The 22,395-nt window shown below is 61.1% G+C and carries 22 protein-coding genes and 1 pseudogene; 19 read left to right on the top strand and 4 right to left on the bottom strand.

The window, feature by feature from the left end; translation table 11 throughout:
• Positions 1-63 precede the first annotated feature (63 nt).
• The gene (locus tag CIT31_RS31950; protein ID WP_095521779.1) at positions 64-2,643 is read left to right on the top strand and encodes a bifunctional diguanylate cyclase/phosphodiesterase; all 2,580 of its coding nucleotides are present in this window, start codon (positions 64-66) and stop codon (positions 2,641-2,643) included.
• A 114-nt stretch (positions 2,644-2,757) separates the two neighbouring features.
• Here the strand turns inward: CIT31_RS31950 and CIT31_RS31945 are convergent, their stop codons facing one another.
• Positions 2,758-3,357 (bottom strand): hypothetical protein, encoded by a 600-nt coding sequence (locus CIT31_RS31945; protein WP_133116245.1) that lies wholly within the window; start codon positions 3,355-3,357, stop codon positions 2,758-2,760.
• On the opposite strand from CIT31_RS31945, the gene CIT31_RS34005 reads away from it, so the two are divergent.
• Entirely contained in the window at positions 3,358-3,738 is a 381-nt protein-coding gene (locus CIT31_RS34005) for a hypothetical protein (protein WP_133116244.1), read from the top strand. It begins immediately after the preceding gene.
• A gap of 403 nt (positions 3,739-4,141) precedes the next feature.
• On the top strand, positions 4,142-4,810 hold the full coding sequence (locus tag CIT31_RS31935; protein ID WP_095521776.1) for a recombinase family protein: 669 nt from the start codon (positions 4,142-4,144) through the stop codon (positions 4,808-4,810).
• 501 nt (positions 4,811-5,311) lie between these two features.
• On the opposite strand, the gene CIT31_RS31930 is transcribed toward CIT31_RS31935, so the two are convergent.
• Both CIT31_RS31930 and CIT31_RS31925 read right to left on the bottom strand, forming a co-directional pair.
• Positions 5,312-5,503 (bottom strand): hypothetical protein, encoded by a 192-nt coding sequence (locus tag CIT31_RS31930; protein ID WP_095521775.1) that lies wholly within the window; start codon positions 5,501-5,503, stop codon positions 5,312-5,314.
• An 85-nt stretch (positions 5,504-5,588) separates the two neighbouring features.
• Positions 5,589-6,260, bottom strand: coding sequence for a Crp/Fnr family transcriptional regulator (locus tag CIT31_RS31925; protein ID WP_029356805.1), 672 nt, complete (start codon positions 6,258-6,260; stop codon positions 5,589-5,591).
• Positions 6,261-6,483: 223 nt separating this feature from the next.
• On the opposite strand from CIT31_RS31925, the gene CIT31_RS34540 reads away from it, so the two are divergent.
• A complete protein-coding gene (locus CIT31_RS34540; RefSeq protein ID WP_164759627.1) occupies positions 6,484-6,645 on the top strand; it encodes a hypothetical protein in 162 nt (53 codons plus the stop codon).
• A gap of 790 nt (positions 6,646-7,435) precedes the next feature.
• Here CIT31_RS34540 and CIT31_RS31910 read toward each other — a convergent pair.
• The gene (locus CIT31_RS31910) at positions 7,436-9,547 is read right to left on the bottom strand and encodes a hypothetical protein (protein WP_133116243.1); all 2,112 of its coding nucleotides are present in this window, start codon (positions 9,545-9,547) and stop codon (positions 7,436-7,438) included.
• Positions 9,548-9,775: 228 nt separating this feature from the next.
• Between CIT31_RS31910 and CIT31_RS31905 the strand changes: the two genes are divergently transcribed.
• The 15 genes and pseudogenes from CIT31_RS31905 (at position 9,776) to CIT31_RS31845 (ending at position 22,368) form a co-directional block, all read left to right on the top strand.
• A complete protein-coding gene (locus CIT31_RS31905; protein WP_095521771.1) occupies positions 9,776-10,123 on the top strand; it encodes a helix-turn-helix domain-containing protein in 348 nt (115 codons plus the stop codon).
• Positions 10,124-10,176: 53 nt separating this feature from the next.
• A complete protein-coding gene (locus CIT31_RS31900) occupies positions 10,177-10,947 on the top strand; it encodes an ImmA/IrrE family metallo-endopeptidase (protein WP_095521770.1) in 771 nt (256 codons plus the stop codon).
• Positions 10,948-10,975: 28 nt separating this feature from the next.
• Positions 10,976-11,083, top strand: a pseudogene (locus tag CIT31_RS35590) (DUF5659 domain-containing protein); the annotation flags it as partial.
• Between the two features lie 155 nt (positions 11,084-11,238).
• On the top strand, positions 11,239-11,460 hold the full coding sequence (locus CIT31_RS31890) for a hypothetical protein (RefSeq protein ID WP_095521769.1): 222 nt from the start codon (positions 11,239-11,241) through the stop codon (positions 11,458-11,460).
• 145 nt (positions 11,461-11,605) lie between these two features.
• Positions 11,606-11,845, top strand: coding sequence for a hypothetical protein (locus tag CIT31_RS31885; RefSeq protein ID WP_095521768.1), 240 nt, complete (start codon positions 11,606-11,608; stop codon positions 11,843-11,845).
• Positions 11,835-12,728 (top strand): DUF7146 domain-containing protein, encoded by an 894-nt coding sequence (locus tag CIT31_RS31880; protein ID WP_095521767.1) that lies wholly within the window; start codon positions 11,835-11,837, stop codon positions 12,726-12,728. The genes CIT31_RS31885 and CIT31_RS31880 overlap by 11 nt, the downstream gene beginning before the upstream one ends.
• Positions 12,725-13,816 (top strand): hypothetical protein, encoded by a 1,092-nt coding sequence (locus CIT31_RS35585; RefSeq protein WP_245316538.1) that lies wholly within the window; start codon positions 12,725-12,727, stop codon positions 13,814-13,816. The genes CIT31_RS31880 and CIT31_RS35585 overlap by 4 nt, the downstream gene beginning before the upstream one ends.
• On the top strand, positions 13,759-14,679 hold the full coding sequence (locus CIT31_RS35580) for a hypothetical protein (protein ID WP_245316537.1): 921 nt from the start codon (positions 13,759-13,761) through the stop codon (positions 14,677-14,679). The genes CIT31_RS35585 and CIT31_RS35580 overlap by 58 nt, the downstream gene beginning before the upstream one ends.
• Entirely contained in the window at positions 14,676-15,167 is a 492-nt protein-coding gene (locus CIT31_RS31870; protein WP_095521766.1) for a hypothetical protein, read from the top strand. The genes CIT31_RS35580 and CIT31_RS31870 overlap by 4 nt, the downstream gene beginning before the upstream one ends.
• A gap of 46 nt (positions 15,168-15,213) precedes the next feature.
• On the top strand, positions 15,214-15,858 hold the full coding sequence (locus CIT31_RS31865; protein ID WP_245316536.1) for a hypothetical protein: 645 nt from the start codon (positions 15,214-15,216) through the stop codon (positions 15,856-15,858).
• The gene (locus tag CIT31_RS34535) at positions 15,794-15,973 is read left to right on the top strand and encodes a hypothetical protein (protein ID WP_280950421.1); all 180 of its coding nucleotides are present in this window, start codon (positions 15,794-15,796) and stop codon (positions 15,971-15,973) included. Before CIT31_RS31865 ends, CIT31_RS34535 begins: the two co-directional genes overlap by 65 nt.
• Before the next feature lie 119 nt (positions 15,974-16,092).
• Positions 16,093-18,531 (top strand): EcoAI/FtnUII family type I restriction enzme subunit R, encoded by a 2,439-nt coding sequence (gene hsdR / locus CIT31_RS31860; RefSeq protein WP_095521764.1) that lies wholly within the window; start codon positions 16,093-16,095, stop codon positions 18,529-18,531.
• 2 nt (positions 18,532-18,533) lie between these two features.
• Positions 18,534-19,991, top strand: coding sequence for a type I restriction-modification system subunit M (locus CIT31_RS31855; RefSeq protein ID WP_095521763.1), 1,458 nt, complete (start codon positions 18,534-18,536; stop codon positions 19,989-19,991).
• Complete coding sequence (locus tag CIT31_RS31850) at positions 19,988-21,685, top strand: restriction endonuclease subunit S (RefSeq protein WP_095521762.1); 1,698 nt, start codon at positions 19,988-19,990, stop codon at positions 21,683-21,685. Before CIT31_RS31855 ends, CIT31_RS31850 begins: the two co-directional genes overlap by 4 nt.
• Positions 21,682-22,368, top strand: a complete 687-nt coding sequence (locus CIT31_RS31845) for a hypothetical protein (RefSeq protein WP_095521761.1) — start codon at positions 21,682-21,684, stop codon at positions 22,366-22,368. The genes CIT31_RS31850 and CIT31_RS31845 overlap by 4 nt, the downstream gene beginning before the upstream one ends.
• Positions 22,369-22,395: the final 27 nt, after the last annotated feature.

Below are 22,395 nucleotides of genomic sequence, written 5' to 3'. Positions count from 1 at the left end.
TTCCGCGCTAGGTTCGGCGGTATTAAGAAGGCTGTTTTTTCGTCGGCAAATATCCCGGCGGCAATGGCGGTAATAGTTATTGCCGTTGGCGCAGCGTTCGCGGACCACCAGAACAAAGTCGTCTCGGATCAAGCCGCCCGTGCGGATGTCCTGGCCAAGGTCAATCTTATCCGCGCCAAGCTTGAAGGTAACATCAACGGAAACCTTCAACTGGTGCAGGGCCTGGTCGCGGCGGTCGTGACTGAGCCCTATATGGGACAGCAACGCTTCGCCTCGCTCGCGAGCAACCTGTTTGGCGGGGGCTCGCAATTGAAAAATATTGCCGGCGCGCCCGATCTGGTCATTTCCCTGATGTACCCGATGGAGGGCAACGAGAAGGCGATAGGCCTCGATTACCGCAAGGACGAGCGCCAGCGTGTGGCCGCGCTAAGGGCGCGAGACGAGCGCGAGCTAATTCTTGCCGGTCCCGTCGACTTGAGGCAGGGAGGGCAAGGCTTCGTCGGTCGTATTCCGGTTTTTGTACGGAGTGCGGGCAACACCGAAAGGTTCTGGGGCATCATTTCGGCCGTTGTCGACGTTCAGCGCCTTTATAAGGCGAGCGGCCTACTTGACGATGATCTCGGGATTGACATAGCGCTGATCGGTAAGGACGCTCTCGGTCCAAGTGGAGATCAATTCTTCGGCAATGAGGGCGTCGCCAAAAGCAATCCGGTGACAGCCGACGTTCTGCTCCCGTCCGGTTCGTGGCGGATCGCAGCCATTCCCAAAAACGGCTGGCCTTCGACGCCCGACAACGCCTGGTTCTTGCGCGCAATCATGGCGGTGGCCGGGGCGTTGGTTGTGATCCCATTCCTGGTTACGGGTCGCCTGATTGGCGAGAGACAGCGCAACTATGCGGAACTGAGTCGATTGTCGAGACGCCTGGAACTCGCCCTGGAAGCGTCAGCTATTGGCGTTTGGGAACACGATCTCGCGACCAACGAACTTACGTGGGATGACCGCGTCAATGAAATATACGGCAAACCGACTGGGGAGCACCGCGGCTACCTGGACTGGGCGGGAGCAATCCACCCGGACGATTTGGCTGGCGCCCACGCCGATTTCGACAGCGCGATGGCCGTGGGCGGGCCATATTTGTCGGAGTACCGGATCATTCGGCCGGATGGCGAGATTCGCCATGTCCGATCCAAAGCGATAATTCACCGGGTCGCAAACGACACCCCAAAAATGATTGGCGCCGAATGGGATGTGACAGCCGATGTCCTGCTGAACAAGGACCTGGTTCGCGCAAAACAGCTTTCCGAGTCGAAAAATGCAGAACTCGAGTCGGCCAAGGCGCGCATAGAGCACATTGCGCTCCACGATTCGCTGACCGGTTTGCCCAACCGACGTTACCTCGACCAAGTGCTGGAAGATTACGCAGCAAACGCCAAGCGCGCCGGCGGGTATGCGGCACTGCTTCACATAGATCTGGATCGGTTCAAGCACATCAACGATACGCTTGGCCACGCCGCAGGCGACGCAATGCTTGTTCACGCGTCAACTGTCCTCCGATCCAAGGTCGATGGTGAGGGATTCGTCGCTCGGATCGGAGGAGACGAATTCATCGTCCTGTGCGTGGTGCATGACGATATCAAGCAACTGGCGCTGCTCGCTGACCGCGTCATCAGCCAGATGCGCGAACCCGTCTACTACCAGGGCCATCGATGCCGTTTTGGCGTGAGCGTGGGAATTGCAGTCGACAACGGAAAAGATGTCGAAGCCAAACACCTGCTGGTCAACGCTGACATCGCGCTTTACCGAGCAAAGGGGCGTGGGCGCAATCGATACGAATTCTTCACCGAGGCGATGCAAAGCGAAATCGTCGACACAAAACGGATTGCCGACGAAATTCTCGGCGGCCTTGAGCGCAACGAGTTCATTCCCTTCTACCAGCCGCAATTTGACGCAAAAACGCTCGAAATTGTTGGGGTTGAGGCGCTGGCGCGATGGAGACATCCGGAGAAGGGTATTTTGGCGCCCGATGTATTCCTAAGGATTGCGGAAGAACTGAATGTCGTCTCGATCATCGATCGAACCATATTAGAGCAATCGCTTTTGGATTTCGAAGGGTGGTCTGCTGCGAATCTTCACATTCCGCGGGTGTCAGTCAACGTTTCGGCGCGCCGCCTTCAAGATGAGGAACTCATAAAGAGTCTTAGGAAGCTGAATATCAAGAAAGGAACGATTTCATTCGAGCTCGTTGAGTCAATTTTCCTTGACGAAAATGATGATTTTGTTACCTGGAATCTTGAGCAGATAAAAGATCTCGGCATTGACGTAGAAATAGACGATTTTGGTACGGGCTATGCCTCAATAGTCAGCTTGCTCAAGCTGCAGCCTCGCCGGCTGAAGATAGATCGCCAGCTGGTCGTCCCAATTGTCAAATCGCCGCAACGAAGGCAGGTCGTCTCGTCGATCATTGAAATCGGCAAATCCCTGGGTATTGAGGTCGTAGCGGAGGGTGTCGAGACGATGGAGCACGCACAGACACTCAAGAGCTTGGGCTGCGACATACTGCAGGGTTATGCCTTCGGGCAGGCGTTGGACTCCGACGGAATAAAGGCCTTTGTTCGATCTCGGCGTCTGCGCACGGCCAGCTAACTGTTGACGTCCGCCTCGGGGCCTCCGGCAGGGAAGCCGCTCTGCACGCACACGACGAGCTTGAACGGCAGCGGTGTATGACTGGCTTGGTGCGTGAATCGGTCTTAGGCCGGTTCAGTCCCGGCGATGGATTCGCATCTCGATAATGCTGCTCTCGACCAGCGACTGCACTCCCGCGCTTCTAATGCCTGAAGCGTAATCGGCGAATGCCCAGATGCCCACGTTGAAGGTGTATTCGCCCGGGTCGATTCGTCCTCCCATGCCACTGGGGAAGACGCTCGTGAAGCCAGTCCGACCCCTCGCATTCTCTGAGAGGCTGCTCCCGCGCCTGCGCCACCACGGAAAGGTGCCCGCCATCAAGACCTGGCCGCCGTTCATAAAAGTCGTCTCAAGGCCACCCTCCGAGGTGGCGCTCGCACCAATACCGCGTGCGCCAATGGTGAAGGAATGGCGCGATGAGCGCGGCGCGAACAACTCGACGGCGATCGGACGATCGGTCCGCACGATGCAGCCGACGCCGATGTGTGCGTGGACAAAACGGCTGGCGCCGCCCGCGACCCCGCCGCCGGCCCGCGCATCCACGCCGAGGCGTCCCCGTTGGTCGCCGCTCTGGCTGAACGGAGGGGCCCCTCCGTCGTGGTGCCATCTCCAGGCGAAGTCGTAGGGAGGAAGCCGCTGCTCGACGCTGCTGTCGGTCGGCGGCGCAGGGATCACGTGATCGCGCCCTCCGCCAGGCGGGCCCTGCAGGCGCAGGCTGTCCTTAGCCTTGAATGGCCGCATGCCGACCCCTTCGAGCGCCTCTGCAACTCCGGGGTCCGCTCGGATCAGCTTCGCAAGGCGCGCCGTGATCGCGTCATGCAGCTTGTCCTCCTCTGCCGCTCGCTCGCGCGCGGCGTCGGCCTCCGCACGCGTGCGCTCCGCCGCCGACGCGATCGACTGCTCGACTATTTCGCGCTGACCCGGCGCCAGGCTCGCACTGAAGTAGATTCGATGCCGTCAGGCATGGCGATCTCCCCCCGTTTGAACAGCATGATTTTGGTGCCGGCGAAGCGGTCGTCAAGCAGAAAATTAGCGATCTCTAATGATTGTCTGTGAGCAGTGGGGGCGCCACCTTGCGCTTCCCCGCTGCAGGTCGGGCCTAATCCGATCGCGCCCGCTCTCCGCCAGAGGCGCGGGCCTTTTTCATTCGTTCGTCCGATGCGCCTGCCTATGGCGAAGATAGCATCGAGAGTCCGTTTGCTGTTCTCAGCGGCGGCTTTCAAGAATTATTGCTGCGCGCAGCGTTGCACCGGAGATGGGTCGCCGATAGGTGCCGAGGTCGAAACGATCCATTCCCTTCTCACAAGTCTGCCGGCGACCCCGGGCCGATTGCGGAAAAGTTGCGCTGGCACGAGTGTGGGGAAACGCAACGTTGTGATTTGGGAAGGTAGCGGTGGTATATTTGAAGATTCTAATTTGAGGTATAGTGTCCTTACATAACGGAAAGGGACGCAGGGAAATGAAACGGGCCGTCGCTTATGTCCGCGTTTCGACAGCAAAGCAGGGCAAGTCTGGCCTGGGTCTCGAAGCGCAGCGGGTGGGGATTGCGAAATTCGCTGAGGCCGAAGGCTTAGAGCTGATCGCCGAATTTCAGGAAGTCGAGACAGGCAAAGGCGCGGATGCTTTGAACAAACGCCCCCAACTCGCTGCGGCATTGTCGGAAGCCAAGCGCAATGATTGCGCGGTCGTCGTCGCCAAGCTCGATCGCCTGTCCCGGGATGTGGCCTTTATCTCGGCTCTCATGGCGAAGCGGACGCCGTTCATTGTCGCGGAGCTGGGCGCGGACGTGTCGCCTTTCATGCTGCACATCTATGCAGCCGTTGCGGAACAGGAACGCGCCATGATTTCACAGCGCACGAAAGACGCGCTCGCAGCCGTTAAGGCCCGTGGCGTTCGGCTTGGTAATCCGCGGATCCGCCAGGCTCAGGAAGCGGCTGCAGAGCGCCGTACGGCCATTGCCAAAGACTTCGCAGCCAACGTACTGCCCATCATCAGAGAAATTCAGGCAACAGGTGCATCCATGCGGAAAACGGCCGCCGCTCTCAATGCGCGTGGAATCCCTACGGCTCGCGGTGGCACATGGGCGGCAACGCAGATCAGTGATATCTTAAAGCGTAGCGCGGTCTGAAGGCGCAAGCCGAGTTCGCACGCTGTTTGACAGAGTGGAGGCGGCGACGGGCGATGGACTGGGTTGCCGGATTCCCAGATCTTCCGGAGCGCCTTGATTAGCGTAGGCGCTAAGTGGTTCGGAAGTTCACGCAGGCCGAAGAAGCCCCAAGCCCTTTTTGATCTTCTCGACCAAACGCGTTCCAAGCTCCTTCCCGAGGCCGTGCATCGGCAACTGGAAACCCGATCTTTGAGACGGATGGTCACATGGCCGCTCCCACCGCGGCTATTGCTGGTCTTATGTTGAACGCAAGCCTACCAAGATTGGAATTGGGAGAAGATCACGCCCTTCACCGGCAAGCTTCCCGTGTTCCCCGAAATAGTACGCGAACTCCGTCCTTCGTAAGCTTTCACCGATCACCGCTCGATAAGTGATGACCCCCCGTAGCTCGCCTTCGCAAGGGCGCACTACTCCGCCGCGCCTTTCGGTAGGAAAGCCCTTGGGCCTCCAGATCATCCCCGATCACGGCTTCGCCTTCAGTCGGACACCCGGGCTTCCGTGATTCAGAAACTCGATGCCCTCGGCCTCCAACACGGTCATCACGGCGCGCACCTTATCAAGGCCACTCGTGAGCCCTTCGGCGCCTTTCTTCTCCATGGCGCTTACCGTGTTGATGTTGATTCCGGCACGCTTCGCAAGCGTCCCTTGGTCCATGTCAGCCAAGGCGCGGGCTGCGCGAATCACTTGCGGCCGAGGAGTATGAAACGTGCGGTGCCCCCCGCCGCAGCGACAGCCTTCGTTATTCCTTCTTGTCGACCAGCGCCCGTAGTGCCGAGACGTCATGCAGCAATAACCTGCTGCCGCGCTTTTCGATCAGGCCTCTCTTGGCGAGGTCGCTCATTTCGCGCGAGACCGCTTCCCTGTGCGTGCTCATCGTTGCCGCCAGCTCGGAATGCGTCGGTGCCGGGCTTATGGACACCTCGCCGTCCACGAGTGCGGCTTTCTCCGCCCGATGCAGGAGCTCGACGATCAGCCGTTTTCGCACGACCAGAGTGCTGTATTCGAATACCCGCTCGGTCATGCGCCGGAGCTGGGCAGACAGATGCTCAAGCAGCATCCAGGCGAAAGTCGGGTGGGTCATCACGATATCCCGGAATGCTGTGCCGGACAGCCGTGCAGCGCGGGTTGCCTCCAGCGCGACTACGCTGGCAGAGCGTGCAATCCCGTCAATGCCTCCGAGCTCCCCGAAAATGTCACCCGGTTCGACATCGCGATACGCTATCTCCCTGCCGTCCGCTGAAACCAGTGTCACGCGAGCCCGTCCTTCCAGCAGGAAGAAGACATCGCGACCAGTGTCGCCGTGGGAAATGATTAGCTCGTTGTGTCGATAGCTGCGCTCGTGCCACCGTTTGGTCAGCGCGGCGAGGTCGGCATCGCAAAGTCTTGAGATGAAGGCCAGAGAGCCTGTCACAACGGTCTCTTGTTCAATCAAATGTACTTCACCTTACTCCCTATCCAAGGAAATTTGATGGCCGCAGGCCCCGCTTTCCGGGATGCAAACTGGGAGCGGATTTTGCCAATGTTTTCCCCGGTGTGGGAATTCCCACAGCCGAGCCTGGTTCGACTGTCATATCCTTGTTGCAACGTCAGGCCGGCCGGCTCGTGTGCAAGCCGGCGAAGGAAAGGGAACAGTCATGAAATTCTTGGCTCCCGTCACAAAACTTGCTGCGGTGTTTCGCAAATTCGTCGCGCCGCGCTACCGCCCGGAGCTTTATTACATGCGTGGCCCGGGGCCAGCCACCGCCCGCCGTATGAGCACGCCGCGGCAAAACCAATCCATCGACCACTACGCCTAACTTGCCTCGCGGACGGCTGACGCTCTCGCCCGGAGTGCCGTTCGCGCCGTTCCGTACCGGTCAATTCAGATCAATGAAGGGACGATCTGATCATGGTTATAATTCATGCTGTCGCCATTGGTCCATTTCGCAGGTGGTTACGCCTCCGCGCCGAGCGAAAAGCTCTCTTGTCGGCAACGGACCAGTTGAGCCGTTTACCCGATGACGTTCTTGGCGACATCGGCATCTCACATGACGAAATCATGTGCGCTTTGCGAAGCCGCGCCATCCGTCATGCGGAGGCAGGCGCGGCCGGCACGACGATCGAGCGCACCAGGATCGCTGAATCTGTGTCCCAATAATGCACAGGGGCCAACTGGCGAATCAAACAAGCCCGCTGCCTCACGGTTGCGGGCTTTCTTTGCTGCGAACATGGCGGGAACAAATGGGCTGATCCGTGTTGCAGTCATGTTGCAATGACAACAAGGGACGGACCGAGACAGGCCCGGAAAGCAAGGGGTTGAGCGCTACAGGACGTGAAAACCCATGCAACACGCACCGGTCGCGATGGTGCTGCGTAACCGATTGTTTTCATTCATGAAGTTCTTGGCTGCCGTTCCTGAACACTTATCGAACCATGTGCCTCGCGCCGCGGCCAGCTTTTCGTCAGGTTTTGGAGGATGTCCGGGAGTTGCGCTTCGCAGTTTAGTCTAGGCGGTAGGTATGCCTTCGAGGGGCAGTCGGGCGAAGAAACTTGCTCCGCCCGGGCGACTGTGGCGCGTTAAGTCAAGGAATCGTGCGGCCCCGAACATCAATGCACAGTTGGAATACGTTCTGGATCGATTGTGAATTCGATTAGTCGCCTTAGAACCTTCTCCACATGCTGCTTGCACTCGCGCGCGACAGGCAGCGGAACGTAACGGCTATGCGCTGGTGGGTTTCTGAATCTCTCTCTAGCGGTCGCATCGAGGAGGCGCGCCAACGCACCAGATTGGAAGGCATCGGCACCAGCCGGTGTCAGGCGTCGCAAAATTTCTGCGTGAATGGGTGACTTGATTGCAATGTCAGGCCCGGTAGCCTTCGCACTTTTCGCTAGCAGCAGTTCAAGAGCGCCGAGTTCCAGTCCCTTTTTCTCCATTTTACTCCGCCGGATTTGTGGCAGCATCCGTTCCCAGAATGCGACGGCGTCCTTAGTAGCCCGGCTAGCATCACCTGACTTTAGGGCGGCTAGGCTCGCTTCGAGGTCGTCGGTATTCACGTTGTGCAGTGCAGGCAACATGACCCGTCTGTTGAATTCCAGCTCAATTATGCGAAAGAACCCAAGCGAGATCATGCCGGAATCTTTCCAGAAGAGGTCTTCATTTGACGCTTGATTCAAGTCCCACTTTGCCGAGCGCAAAATAACCCGCGCCATAGGAGACAGGTCTTGCTCCAACCGATCATTTGCAGTTGTTGATTCGATGTCGCGCAGTCTTTCGGCAAGTGCTGGAATATCTAATATCGTTCTCCGAAGCCGCTCAGCGTCGTCATGACGATCCTTAAGCTTGGCTTCCTGGTAGGCCCATACTATGGCTTGGCGAGCTTCCGCAGATGAATCCTCAGCCAGGTGATCGAGCGCCCCCAGCACGTTCTCCAAAACAGCTTGTCGATCCCCAATGCGCCACTGCGTGGCCATGGCTTGGAAGTATTCCTCTCGCCCGGGCGCCCCGTAGTTCATCAAGCGCTTCACGATCTCTTTATAGGCGTCTTCGCTGCTTTCTCGAGCCAGTCTCGCCAACAAATCTCCGTCCAGCACTAGCGCGCATTGAATTTGGGTGAATGACAAGGAATTTTCCAACTCCTCGTAAGCCGAACCGGCTGTCCCAGTTTGAATTTGCGCAGCGTCGGCTACGCTTGCATCACGCAGTCGCTCCACGAACCGAACAGCGAGCTGGCAGCTATGACGATTCCACATCTGGAACACGCCTGGGCCGGGTTGCAAAAGACCGACCGTGTTTTGAATGATGGTCGAAGCTCGTTCGAGAGCAACGCGTGGCGAGGGACTGTTCTCGACCGTGATTTGACATAGGTAGCGAATGAAGCACTCCGGAAACAGGAAGTCCGAATGGGCGCCCAGTTCGAATTCGATTGGCCCAAACTCCCCCAGGTAGGCTTGCGACTCAAGCAACAGCATGAAAGCACGAGGCCAATCGATTGCATTATCCGGCACCTCTCGCGCTAGTGTGATTGCTTCCTCAAAACGATTTGAATGAAAGGACGCGGTCGCTTCCAGAAATGCCACCTCGCCAGTGTCATGCGCTTCCTCACGCAGACGCCCGACAAGTTTATACGCAGTGTGCTGATCTCCGTGGGCAATAGCATGGAAGAACGCGGCCCGATGCTCAGATTGCGACGATGTACGAAGTAAAGAATCGCTCGAGACATTGGTTTTCGATAAGCACAGCAGCACTTCGCGCCATCGTGGGGATGTATGCTTGAAGTAGGACAAGAGTAGCTTGCTCTTGTTCAACCTCTTTAATCTAGACTGCTTGCCATCCCATTGGGCAAAGCGGGCTGGATCGGGCGCTGCTCCGTCCGGCATAATTTGCACGCCTCCTGCTTTCGCGGCGTTAAGCAAATCATGCGGGAGCTCTGCGTAGGAAGTCCGACCCGCATGGAGCGGCAGCGGTGTTCTTGAGCATAGTGCTTCGAACCGTCGCGCGATCCATTCCTCAAACCCGGCATAGTTTGGAACGTGCCCGGCAATGGATTTGTCCACCCAATAAACATCTAGGGCTTCCTCGACCGAAGTTGGTTCTTTGTCGGACTCCATTTGATGTGACTCCGCTTCGCGAAAGCGACTTACTCCCAGAGCATTCAAGTTCTCGACCTCAGCATCGAGCTCAAGTCGCATCAACTCGAATGCAACGGTCACGCTGTCCATGTTTCTCCTCATTGCGGTGGCCTGCTCCGAGGCTTCGGAGGAGATTGACCTAAAATCAATCCCATGGCGAGGGGCGCAACTTTACGTACTTTTCAGGGCGTTCGCGAGCTTCGGCTCGCCGCCTGAAGCGCCATTCACCGGAAGTGTTTAGGTATCAGTTGACGGCTCGGCGCGAATCGGCGATATCTCTGTAAAGTGGTTCATAAACACTGGACGGGAGAGACTGGCATGTCAGGGGAGAAGTTCGGCGAGTTCGTTCGCCGCGCGCGTGAGGCGAAGGACATCGGCTTGCGGGAAATGGCGAAGATGATCGGGGTGAGCCCGACCTATCTGTCGAAGGTGGAGCGCGACGAGTTCGCGCCGCCGGCCGAGGACAAGGTCAAGGCGCTTGCGCAGATCATCGACTGCGATGTGGACGAGTTGCTGGCGCGGGCGGGCCGCGTGTCGACCGACCTGTCGGACATCATCAAGCGCCACCCGGTGGAACTGGCGGCGCTGCTTCGGACCACAAAGGGATTGACGACGGAAGACATCGCCCGGCTGGCCCGCAACGCGCAGAAGGCGAAGGACAAGTGAGCGCCTGATCAGGCGATGGCGGTTTCGAAGATGCAGATGAGGATCGGCGATCAATGACCAAGTTCGTTTCCTATGTGCCCGATGAGGCGATCGAAAAGGACGCGCAGGCGCTACTCGCCGAATATGCCCATGCGCGCGGCGTCGTGATCGAAGCGCCGATCGCGATAGACGACATCATCGAGAAGCACCTGAAGATCGGTATCGAGTTCGACGACACGCACCGGCTGTTCGGCGTGCCGCGTAGCATCGGGTTCGATTCCGACATCCTCGGCGCCATCTTCTTCGAGGAGAAGCGGATCGTGATCGACGAAAGCCTTGATCCCGACGCCAATTGGGCCAGGGAAGGGCGCTATCGCTACACGGCCGCCCATGAGGTCGGCCACTGGCGCCTGCATCGCGGGCTGTTCAGCAAGGACCCGGCGCAGACCTCGCTCCTCGATGCCAACGCGCCGCCGAGCGTGATCTGCCGATCCAGCCAGGCCAAGGCGCGGATCGAATTGCAGGCCGACCTCTATGCTTCCTGCGTGCTGATGCCGCGCAAGCTGGTCTTCGCCGCCTGGGACGAAGCATTCCCCGACCGCAAGCAGCGGGTTCTTCAGCCTTCCGAACCGATCGACCACCCCTTCGTCCAGATCGCCCGCCTGAACTGCCGTGTTGGCGATGCCAGGATAAGGGAAGGTGAAGATCAGGCGCTCGATAGCTTCGCCAAGCCCTTCGCCGAGAAATTCCTCGTTTCGCCGATCGCCATGCGCATCCGGCTCGAAAAGCTCGGGCTGCTGCACCGGACGGTGCCGCTTCAGCGGCTTCTGTCCGATGGCTCGTGAACCCCTTTTTTTTTGAGGAGACCGTCAAGTGTCAACTGAACGAGCAATCCGCGAGGAACCGAAGCGAGCAGGCGCCGCGTTCGAGACGCGCGATTTCTATCTCGCCTGCTTCCTGCGCTGTGCCGGTTACGAGCTTGTGAACCTTCGCGACGAGGGACGGCACAAGGTGTTCGTCTTTCGGGATCGCGCCACCCGGCGCGCCGATGTGATGGGCCTTTTATGGCGACGAGACCAGCGTTCGGCCCTTGGCCTTCGCCGCCACCATCAAGGACATGAAGGGATTGCTGCACAATGGCTGAACCGCAAACCACCCCGCCGTTCCAGCGCGCCAAGGCCGGCCAGGTCGGCGAAGCCCTCGACCGGCTCGAAGGGCTTGTCGTCGATGGCCTCAAGCACGGCTTCTTCGACTATTCGATCGCCTGCGAGGTCGCCAACGGCGGCAAGCGCCAGCTCGTGATCCGGGCAGGCAAAAGCCATAAGTTCACGATCCCCGAGGACGAGGTGCCCCGCTAAGGCGGTCGAAGACACAAGAGCGACCGGCGATCCCTGAGACGGGGACGCCTGAAGATGCAAATCCCTTTGGGTCCAGCGTCATCGGTGGGATTCCGAGACCGGAGGCCAGGAGCACGGAGCGGCGGAACCGCCCGTGAGGTCTTCGATGAAACGTCTCGACGCTGCTAACGACAATGACACGGACAAGCAGATCGCCCGCACCCGGCAACTCTGGCAATCGCGCATCGCGCGCGACCTCACCGACGAGGACGCCCGCCAGATCATGCACGATGTCACCGGCTTCTTCGACGTGCTCGCCGAATGGTCGCGAGCCGAAAGGCTTGCTGCCGCCAATGACGCCGTTGCGCCCGCCAAGAACGATGGCGAGGTGCGCCATGACCGCTGAAACCATCGCCAAGGCCCTTGGCGGGCACCGCGCGGGCGCAACATGGATGGCCCGCTGCCCGGTGCATGACGATCGGAGCCCTAGCCTTTCGATCAGTGCGGGCAAGGACGGCAAGGTGCTGGTGCGCTGCCATGCCGGCTGCGAGCAGCGCGACGTAATCGCCGCCCTTCAAGAGCGCGGCCTGTGGCAAACGACTGGACGGGTTTTGGGTACAGTCCGCAATCATCGCCGCCGGATTGCCGAGGAACTCGACGCCGACGCCCTGAAGCGCAGCGAGGCGGCGCTGCCGATCTGGCAGGCATCGCAAGCGGCCGAGGGAACGCCCATCGCGACCTATCTGCGTTCGCGCGGGCTCGACCTTCCGCCTTCGCCGGCCGTGCGCTTCCATGCCGGCCTGAAACACCCCTCGGGCGGCGTTTGGCCCGCGATGGTGGCGCTCGTGACGCATGGCGCCACCGGATCGCCGATCGCGGTTCACCGCACCTTTCTTGCCCGCGACGGCGGCGGCAAGGCGCCAGTCGATCCAGCGAAGATGATGCTGGGGCCTTGTCGTGGCGGTGCAATCCGTCTCGGCGAGCCCGGCGCCGTTCTGATGATCGGCGAAGGGATTGAGACCTGCCTTGCGGCCATGCAGGCGACGGGAAACACCGCCTGGGCGGCGCTTTCAACCTCGGGCCTTCGGTCGCTCGATCTGCCGCGCGACGTTCGTGACGTGATCGTTCTCGCCGATGGCGACGAACCCGGCGAAGCGGCGGCGCAGGATTGTGCGCGACGCTGGAGGCGCGAAGGGCGGCGTGTTCGGATCGCCCGCCCGCCGCAAGGCATGGATTTCAACGATCTGCTCCAGCTCGGCACGCCGTCTTTCATGGAGGGCGCGCGATGAACCCCGACGCCACTGTTGAACCAGGTCTGCTGATCGCGGACGTCATCGACGCCGCCGAAGACCTGCACGATCCCCTTGCGGGATTGGCCGAGAAGACCGTCGCCGATCCTGGCGCGCCCTTCATGCCCGAGGCGCTGGAGGCACTCGCGGCGCTGAAGAAGGAGAACCGCGCCGCCTTCGAGGCGCAGCGCTCGCAATTGAAGAAGGCCGGATGCCGGGTGACGGCGCTTGATGACGCCATCGCCGAGGAGAACGGGACGCCAAGCGGGCGCGGGCCGACGCAGGCCGATGTCCTGATCGGCCTCGCCCAAACCGCCGAACTGTTCCACACACCGGACGGCGCCGGCTTCGCCGACCTCGACATCAACGGCCATCGCGAAACCTGGCCGATCCGCGCCAAGGGTTTTCGCCGCTGGCTCGCCCGCAGCTTCTTCGAGGAGACGGGCGGCGCGCCGAGTTCGGAAGCGCTGCAATCGGCGCTGAACGTGATCGAGGCCAAGGCGCATTTCGATGCGCCTGAACGGCAGGTCCACATCCGCGTCGGCGGGCTCGACGGCCGGCTCTATCTCGACCTCGGCGATGAAACATGGCGCGCCGTGGAGATCGACGCCACCGGCTGGCGCGTGATCGACAACCCGCCCGTTCGCTTTCGCCGCGCTTCCGGCATGAAGCCGATCCCGATCCCGGCGCGCGGCGGATCGGTCGCCACGCTGCGCTCGTTCCTAAACGTGCAGACCGACGCCGATTTCGTGCTGGTGGTCGCCTGGGCGCTCGCCTGCCTTCGCAATCGGGGTCCCTATCCGGTGATCGTGCTTTCGGGCGAGCAGGGATCGGCGAAGTCCACCTTCTCGGCGATCCTCAGGGCGTTGCTGGATCCCAACACCGCGCCGCTTCGGGCCTTGCCGCGCGAGGATCGCGATCTGTTCATCGCCGCCAGCAACGGCCATGTGCTCGCCTTCGACAATGTATCAGGCCTGCCCTCTGGATTTCGGACACGCTTTGCCGCCTTGCCACTGGCGGCGGGTTCGCGGTGCGCCAGCTTTATTCCGATCAGGACGAAGTGCTGTTCGACGCTGCCCGGCCGGTGATCCTGAACGGGATCGAGGATATCGTCACAAGGCCCGACCTAGCCGATCGCGCCGTGTTTCTAACGCTGGAGCCGATCCCCGAGGAACGCCGCCGACCCGAGCAGGAATTGTGGGCAGCATTCGAAGCTGAACGCCCGCGCTTGCTTGGCGTGCTGCTTGATGCGGTGGCGAAAGGCCTGGCCGAACTGCCGCGCACAAAGCTCGACAAGCTGCCGCGCATGGCTGATTTCGCCTTGTGGGCGACGGCCTGCGAAACCGCGCTTTGGTCATCGGGCACGTTCTGGTCGGCTTATTGCGGCAATCGTGACGAGGCGGTGGACGGCGTGATCGACGCCGATCCGATCGCCGCCGCCGTGCGCGCCGTCATGACCGCGCGGACGGAGTGGACGGGAACCGCCTCGGAGCTTCTGGGCGCCCTTGCCGAAATGTCGGGGGAGCGCGTCCCCAAGTCGAAGACATGGCCCGAAAGCCCTCGGGCGCTGGCGGGCCGATTGCGCCGGGCGGCGACGTTCCTGCGCAAGATCGGCATCGACATCGGCTTCGAGCGCGAAGGCAGGGCGCGGACACGGATGATCTGCATCACCACGACCGGCAAATTTGCGTCGCCAGAAACCGGAGGGGCGCGACCGTCCGCATCGTCCGCACCGCCCGCCGATCTGCCGAAGGCCAGTTCCGGCAACGGCATCGCATCGCCGGGCTTGCGGACGGTCGGCAAGGTCGCGGACGGTTCAGCGGGCGAGACCGGCGCAACCGTCCGCGCCAATCCGTTGACATCCAACGCCACGACCGAAGCGGACGATGCGGACGCAAGGCACCCGCGCCAATCCGCGCCGGAAAATACGGGCTGGAGGGCGAGGCTATGAGCGCCTTCCAAGCTCTGAAGGCCGCGCGCGATGCTGGCGTGTCGATCGGGATCGACGGCGACGCCCTCACGCTGTACGCCGACGCCGCGCCACTTGCGGCCGTGGTGGCCCTGCTTTCGCGTCACAAGGCGGGCGTGGTCGCGCTGCTTCGCCAAGGCGATGACGGCTGGTCGGGCGAGGACTGGCGGGCCTTGTTCGACGAACGGGCTGCAATCGCCGAGTTCGATGGCGGGCTGCCGCGCGCGTCCGCCGAGGCCCGCGCCTTGGCCTGCTGCGTCGCCGAATGGCTGAACTGCAATCCGGTGCGCTCGCCGTCCGGACGCTGCCTCGGCTGCGGTGGCGGCGGACATGCCCACGACAAGCTGCTGCCGTTCGGCACCGAACAGACCTGCCATGCCTGGCTGCATTCGCGCTGCTGGACCGCCTGGGACGCAAGTCGGAAGGCCGAGGCGGTCGCCGCCCTATCAAGCTTTGGAATCCCGACATGAGGATATCGTCATGAGCACGAAGAAGCCTGCCACCAAGCCGAACACAGTGGTTGCCGACGATCCCGAGGATCGAAAGGGGCGGCTGAAAGACATCGGCGGATCGAAATCGGATCAATGGAACAATACGCTTGCCAATCAGGCGATGCAGGCGTTGTGGACGAAAAACTCGGACGCCAACACGCGCGACAAGCAATTAGGCGCCACGATCGCGGCATTGATGGGCATTGCGCCGAAGGACGAACTGGAAGGCATGATGGCGGCGCAACTGGTCGCCGCCCACAACGCCGCGATGGAATGCTACCGGCGCGCCATGATCGGCGAACAGACCTTCGAGGGCCGGCGCGAGAACCTCGCCCAAGCCAACAAGCTGTCGCGCACCTATGCGGCGCTGCTCGAAGCCCTCAACCGTCATCGTGGCAAGGGCCAGCAAAAGGTCACGGTCGAACACGTCCACGTCCATGCGGGAGGGCAAGCAGTGGTCGGCATGGTCGCCACCCCGCCCGACCAACCCGGGGGTGGGGATCGCAACAAACTTGAGGAACAACCCCATGCAAAGCAAATTGCCCATGCACCTGAGTCCGCGCTGCCTTGCCCGGACCCGCAAAGGGACGCCGTGCCAGTCGCCCGTGATGGCCAACGGGCGCTGCCGGATGCACGGCGGCAAGGCGCCGGGAGCGGCCAAGGGCAATAGCCACGCCTTCAAGCATGGGCGCTATACCACCGAGGCCATCGCTGAACGGCGGGAATTGATGGCACTTTTGCGCGATATGAAGGATCTTGTCGAACAGGTCGACGGCGAGGATTGAATGCGGTGGGCCTTTTCGAGATCAGGGCCGCCGGTCGGGCTTTGTTGAGCGGCTTGTATGTTTGCATCCGTACCAATACTAGTTTTTGACTTGGACGATTGGGGGATTCGCCCGCGACGATGGATAAACGGAGCCTCACCGAACGCGATATCTGCACGAAGTTCATCCTGCCGGCCGTCAAGCGGGCCGGCTGGGACGAGATGGTGCAGGTTCGGGAGGAGGTCTATTTCACCAAGGGCCGGATCATCGTGCGCGGCAAAATGACCTATCGCGGCAAGGCGAAGAAGGCCGACTTCGTTCTTTACTACAAGCCGAACATCCCGATCGCGCTGATCGAGGCCAAGGACAACAATCACAGCGTCGGCCACGGCATCCAGCAGGGCCTCGACTACGCCGCGACGCTTGATATCCCCTTCGTGTTTTCCTCGAACGGCGACGGCTTCGTGTTCCACGACCGCACCGGGCGGAGCGTTCCGGTCGAAACCAACCTCGGCCTCGACGCCTTCCCGTCGCCGGCCGACCTGTGGGCGCGCTATCGGGCATGGAGGGGCCTCGACGCGGAAGCCGAAAAGATCGTGCTTCAGGACTATTTCGACGACGGCAGCGGCAAGGCCCCGCGCTATTATCAGGTGAACGCCGTCAACGCCGCGATCGAGGCCATCGCCAAGGGCCGCGACCGGGTGCTGCTGGTCATGGCGACCGGCACGGGCAAAACGTACACGGCGTTTCAGATCATCTGGCGTTTGTGGAAGGCGGGCCGCAAGAAGCGCATCCTGTTCCTCGCCGACCGCAATGTGCTGATCGACCAGACGATGGTGAACGATTTTCGCCCGTTCGGCGCGGCGATGGCGAAGCTTTCGACCAACGCCAAGACCATCGAACGGCAGGACGGCACAAAGATCGACCTCACGCTGGCGCTCGACAACAAGCGCCGCATCGACACCGCCTTCGAAATCTATCTCGGGCTCTATCAGGCGATCACCGGGCCGGAGGATCGGCAGAAGCTCTATCGCGAGTTCTCGCCGGGCTTCTTCGACCTGATCGTGATCGACGAATGCCATCGCGGCAGCGCCGCCGAGGATTCGGCCTGGCGCGAAATCCTCGAACATTTCTCGGGCGCGACGCAGATCGGCCTCACCGCCACGCCGAAGGAAACCGAATACGTCTCCAACAGCGATTATTTCGGCGAGCCGGTCTTCACCTATTCGCTGAAGCAGGGCATCAGCGACGGGTTCCTGGCGCCCTACAAGGTCATCAAGGTCCACATCGACCGCGACGTGGAGGGCTATCGCCCGGAACTCGGCCAACTCGACCGCGACGGCAACGAGGTCGAGGACCGCATCTATAACGCCAAGGATTTCGACCGCCACATCGTGCTCGACGACCGCACGGTGCTGACCGCGAAAAAAATCACCGAGTTCCTGAAGGAGAGCGGCGACCGCTTCCAGAAGACTATCGTGTTCTGCGTCGATCAGGAGCATGCGGCGCGGACGCGGCAGGCGCTCGTCAACGAGAACGCCGATCTGGTCGCCGAAAACCAGCGCTATGTCATGCGCATCACCGGCAGCGACAAGGAAGGTCAGGACCAGCTCGGCAACTTCATCGACCCGGAATCGAAATATCCCGTGATGGTGACAACCTCGCGTCTTCTCTCGACCGGCGTCGATGCGCAGACCTGCCGGCTGATCGTGCTTGATCGCGCGGTCGGCTCGATGACCGAGTTCAAGCAGATTGTCGGGCGCGGAACCCGCGTGCACGAGGACACCAAGAAGTTCTTTTTCACGCTGATCGACTTTCGCGGCGCGACGAGCCATTTCGCCGACCCGGATTTCGACGGCGATCCGGTGCAGATTTACACGCCCGGCGACGGCGATCCGATCACACCGTCAGATGACGCGCCGCCCACCGGCGACGACGCGGTCCCGCCCACACCCGGCGCGGATGAAACCGTGGTCGATCAGCCGGGCTTGCCGTTCCTGCCCGGCGATCCGATCCGCAAGATTTATGTCGATGGCGTCGGCGCCCGTGTCCTCGCCGAGCGTGTCGAATATCTCGACGAGAACGGCAAGCTCGTCACCGAATCCCTGCGCGACTTCACCAAGACGGCGCTGAAGAAGCGCTTCGCCAGCCTCGACGATTTCCTCAAGCGCTGGAAATCGGCGGAGCGCAAGCAGGCGATCATCGAGGAACTGGAAGCCGAGGGCTTGCCGCTCGACGCCATCGCCGATGAGCTGGGAAAGGGTCTCGACCCTTTCGATCTGATCTGCCATGTCGCCTTCGACAGGAAGCCGCTGACCCGCCGCGAGCGGGCCGAAAACGTGAAGAAGCGCGATGTGTTCACGAAATACGGGCCGCGGGCCCGTGCTGTGCTCGATGCGCTTCTGGAAAAGTATCGCGATGAGGGAATGCTGAACCTCGAGGACACGAACGTTCTACTAATCCCGCCGCTCAATACCCTCGGCACTCGGCGCGAGCTTCTTCAAGCGTTCGGCGGGAAGGTGGCTTTCGAGCAGGCCGTTCACGAGATGCAAGACGCAATTTATCAGGAAACCGCATAGCCATGATTGTTCGCACCACCGTCAAATCCATTCAGGACATCATGCGTCAGGACGTGGGCGTCGATGGCGATGCGCAGCGCATCAGCCAGCTCACCTGGCTGTTCTTCCTCAAGATCATCGACGATCAGGATCAGGACCTGGAGGAAACGTATTCCGATTATCGCTCGCCGCTCCCGGAGAGATTCCAGTGGCGCAATTGGGCGGCAGACCCGGAGGGCATCACCGGGCAGGCTATGCTCGATTTCATCAATGACGAGCTGTTCCCGGCGCTGAAGGGCTTGGCTGTGTCCGCCAAGCCCGGCGACCGCCGCCGCGTGGTGCGCGACGTGTTCGAGGACGCCTACAATTACATGAAATCCGGCCAGTTGCTGCGGCAGGTGGTGAACAAAATCAATCAGGTCGATTTCAACAATCTCGACGAGCGGCGGCACTTCGGCGAGTTCTACGAGCAGTTGCTCAACGATTTGCAATCGGCCGGCAATGCCGGCGAATATTACACCCCGCGCGCCGTCACCGCGTTCATGGTCGATCGCATCGACCCGCATCCCGGCGAAATCCTGTTCGATCCGGCCTGCGGCACGGGTGGCTTCTTGACCTGCGCAATCCGCTACATGGAGAGCAAGGGCTACGTCCGCACCCCGAAGCAGCGCGAGACGATGCAGGGCGCCTTGCGAGCGGTGGAGAAGAAGCAGCTTCCCCACATGCTCTGCGTCACCAACATGCTGCTGCACGGCATCGAGGACCCGAGCTTCGTGCGCCACGACAACACGCTGGCCCGGCCGCTCATTTCGTGGAGCAAGGACGAGCGCGTCGATATCGTCGTCACCAATCCGCCGTTCGGCGGAAAGGAGGAAGACGGCATCGAGAACAATTTCCCGACCTTCCGCACCAAGGAAACCGCCGATCTGTTCCTCGCCCTGATCGTGCGCCTCTTGAAGCAGGACGGCCGCGCCGCCGTAGTGCTGCCGGACGGCACGCTGTTCGGCGAGGGCGTCAAGACGCGGCTCAAGGAACATCTGATGGAGGAGTGCAACCTCCACACCATCGTGCGCCTGCCCAATTCCGTGTTCAAGCCCTACGCCTCGATCGGGACCAACCTTTTGTTCTTCGAGAAGGGCCAAGCCACCAAGGACATCTGGTTCTACGAGCACCGCGTGCCGGAAGGTCAGAAAGCCTATTCGATGACCAGGCCGATCCGGCTGGAGCATTTCCAGAACTGCATCGACTGGTGGGGCGGCAAGGCGCGTAAAGACCGCGAGGAGACGCCGCAGGCGTGGCGCGTCACGGCCGAGGAGGTGAAGGCGCGCGGCTACAATCTCGACATCAAGAACCCCCACGCGGTGGCCGACGATCATGGCGACCCGGAAACGCTGATGGCCGATCTTGCCCGCGCCGAAGCCGAGACGGCGGAGTATCGCGACCAGTTGAAGGCGATTCTGGCCGAGGCGTTGGCCCGATGAACGCAGAATGCCTGCTGGCGCATTACGAGCAGATCGCCGACTCGCCCGACGCGATTGCCCGGCTGCGACGCTTCATTCTCGATCTGGCCGTGCGCGGCAAGCTCGTGCCGCAGGAGCCGGGCGACGAAACTGCGCAGGAACTGTTGAATCGGATCGCAAAAGAGAAGGCGCGCCTGGTGAAGGCGGGTGAATTTCGTGAACCGAGTAGCTTTGTTCGGATTGACCGCAAAGCCCTTCCATTCACGCCCGCCTCTCATTGGGTTTGGGCTCGATTGATCGAAATTGCCCGTCCGAGCTACGGCTTCGCTTTCGCATCCGGTAAGTTTAATTCCGCAAAACGGGGAATGCCTCTTATCCGCATCCGCGACATATCCAACACGGATGCCGAAGCATATTTCGAAGGCGACTACGACCCAGCCTATCTAGTGACCGCAGGCGACTATCTCGTCGGCATGGACGGCGACTTCAATTTGCGTCGTTGGCGTGGAATTGATGGCCTGCTTAATCAGCGAGTCATGCGGATCAATGGGTGGCGATGCGGCGTTGATCCCGAATTCGTGAGACTTCCGCTTCAATTCATACTGGACCATCTGCACGGGCAAACCTCGCTCACGACAGTCAAGCACCTGTCCGCAAAGCAGGTGAACGGGATTGAAATTCCCCTCCCACCGCTCGCCGAACAGCGCCGCATCGTTGCCAAGGTCGATGAATTGATGGGCCTGTGCGACCGGCTGGCGACGGCGCGGGCAAGGCGCGAGGGCCTGCGCGACCGGCTTGCGGCGGCAAGCCTCGCCCGCCTTAGCACGCCAGATCCCGACACCTTCCAGGCCGACGCCCGCTTCGCCCTCGACGCGCTGCCCGCGCTGACCACGCGCCCCGACCAGATCAAGGCCTTGCGCCAGACAATCCTGAACCTCGCCGTACGCGGCAAACTCGTGCCGCAAGAACTCAACGACGAACCAGCCAAGGAGTTGCTGAATCGCATTTTCGCTTTGCCGTGGACAAAGAAGCGAAAGCCATCTGATCTTGCACCGGACAATGATGCCCTCGCAGATGCCTTTCCACTTCCTGGCGGATGGGAGTGGGCTTCGGTGGACGCGCTTGTGCGCCCGAACGAGACCGTGACCTACGGCATTTTGAAGCCGGAATGGGTTTCAGACGGCGTGCCCACAGTTCGAGTTACGGAAATGAAGACGGGCATAATTGATGTTTCCAGTCTTCCGAAATGTGATCCCAAGCGCGCTGCAAAATTCCAGAAGACCACACTCGCGCCGGGAGATTTGCTCGTCTCGAAAGATGGCACGATCGGCAAGACTGCGTTCGTGCCGCCAGAGTTGGCGGGAGGAAACATTACGCAGCATATGCTCCGGTTCCCGATTTGTGACCTTGTGAACTCGCAATACGTGCGCCTCACCATCGACGCACCGTTCTGCCAGGCGTGGCTTTCGGGTGAGACGAAGGGAGTAGCTTTGCAAGGTGTGAACGTCGGCGATTTCCGACGGATGCCAATTCCCCTCCCGCCGCTCGCCGAACAACACCGCATCATCGCCAAGGTCGATACGCTGATGGCGCTCTGCGACCGGCTGGAGGCAAACCTCACCGGCACCGCCGCCACCCGCCGCCGCCTGCTCGACGCCCTCCTGGCCGAAGCGTTGGCGCCGGCCGAGGATCGCGAACTGGAGGCGGCGGAATGAACCGCGTGCCGGAAAGGCGCGTGGTGGAGCACCTCGATCCCGAGAATGTGGCTTACTGGTATTTCCGCTTGAACGGCTTCCTGCAGATCGAGAACTTCGTCGTCCACCCGGAAAGGCGCGGCGGCCAGCGCACGGACGCCGATCTGCTGGCAGTTCGATTTCCGTTTCGTGCCGAGCGCCTGTTCGATGATCCGAACGATATCATGGCCGACGACGTGCAGCAGCTCGCGCTGTCCGACGATCTAATCGACATCGCAATTGCTGAGGTGAAGACAAATCAGCCTTGCACTTTGAACGGGCCGTGGACGCGGCAAGATCGGCAGAATGTCCATCGCGTGCTTGCAGCGATAGGATGCCTTCCAGCCGACCGGATCGAAGCGGCGGCGGCGGACATCTATCGGGCGGGCTTCCACCGCAGCGACACGCTTCGCATCCGCCTCGTAGCGGTGGGGCGCGACCGAAGCGAGGGCATTGCGGCGGCGTATCCCGAAGTGGCGCAACTGCTCTGGGCAGAAATGCTGGCGTTCATCTGGGACCGGTTCCACCGCTATCGGCAGCAGAAGACGCAGGTGGATCAGTGGGACCCGGAGGGCCGCAAGATCAAGCGGCTGGCCGATCGGTCCAACGATGCTGCGGATTTCATCGGACACGCCTTGCACCTCATGGGTGTGCGCAATGGATAGCCAAAGTGTTGTTATTGACCAAATGGA

It is taken from the genome of Mesorhizobium wenxiniae (assembly GCF_002284535.1).
In the GTDB taxonomy this organism is placed as follows: Bacteria; Pseudomonadota; Alphaproteobacteria; order Rhizobiales; family Rhizobiaceae; genus Mesorhizobium; species Mesorhizobium wenxiniae.
Note: the sequence above shows the minus strand (reverse complement) of the source record. Positions and strands in the feature narration are given on the sequence as shown.

Excerpts from the sequence above, each read along its gene's own strand:
- CIT31_RS31950 (WP_095521779.1), top strand. The coding sequence starts at position 64 with ATGGCGGTAATAGTTATTGCCGTTGGCGCAGCGTTCGCGGACCACCAG.
- CIT31_RS31935 (WP_095521776.1), top strand. The coding sequence starts at position 4,142 with ATGAAACGGGCCGTCGCTTATGTCCGCGTTTCGACAGCAAAGCAGGGC.
- CIT31_RS31930 (WP_095521775.1), bottom strand. The coding sequence starts at position 5,503 with ATGGACCAAGGGACGCTTGCGAAGCGTGCCGGAATCAACATCAACACG.
- CIT31_RS34540 (WP_164759627.1), top strand. The coding sequence starts at position 6,484 with ATGAAATTCTTGGCTCCCGTCACAAAACTTGCTGCGGTGTTTCGCAAA.
- CIT31_RS31910 (WP_133116243.1), bottom strand. The coding sequence starts at position 9,547 with ATGGACAGCGTGACCGTTGCATTCGAGTTGATGCGACTTGAGCTCGAT.
- CIT31_RS31905 (WP_095521771.1), top strand. The coding sequence starts at position 9,776 with ATGTCAGGGGAGAAGTTCGGCGAGTTCGTTCGCCGCGCGCGTGAGGCG.
- CIT31_RS31900 (WP_095521770.1), top strand. The coding sequence starts at position 10,177 with ATGACCAAGTTCGTTTCCTATGTGCCCGATGAGGCGATCGAAAAGGAC.
- CIT31_RS31890 (WP_095521769.1), top strand. The coding sequence starts at position 11,239 with ATGGCTGAACCGCAAACCACCCCGCCGTTCCAGCGCGCCAAGGCCGGC.
- CIT31_RS31885 (WP_095521768.1), top strand. The coding sequence starts at position 11,606 with ATGAAACGTCTCGACGCTGCTAACGACAATGACACGGACAAGCAGATC.
- CIT31_RS31880 (WP_095521767.1), top strand. The coding sequence starts at position 11,835 with ATGACCGCTGAAACCATCGCCAAGGCCCTTGGCGGGCACCGCGCGGGC.
- CIT31_RS35585 (WP_245316538.1), top strand. The coding sequence starts at position 12,725 with ATGAACCCCGACGCCACTGTTGAACCAGGTCTGCTGATCGCGGACGTC.
- CIT31_RS31870 (WP_095521766.1), top strand. The coding sequence starts at position 14,676 with ATGAGCGCCTTCCAAGCTCTGAAGGCCGCGCGCGATGCTGGCGTGTCG.
- hsdR (WP_095521764.1), top strand. The coding sequence starts at position 16,093 with ATGGATAAACGGAGCCTCACCGAACGCGATATCTGCACGAAGTTCATC.
- CIT31_RS31855 (WP_095521763.1), top strand. The coding sequence starts at position 18,534 with ATGATTGTTCGCACCACCGTCAAATCCATTCAGGACATCATGCGTCAG.
- CIT31_RS31850 (WP_095521762.1), top strand. The coding sequence starts at position 19,988 with ATGAACGCAGAATGCCTGCTGGCGCATTACGAGCAGATCGCCGACTCG.
- CIT31_RS31845 (WP_095521761.1), top strand. The coding sequence starts at position 21,682 with ATGAACCGCGTGCCGGAAAGGCGCGTGGTGGAGCACCTCGATCCCGAG.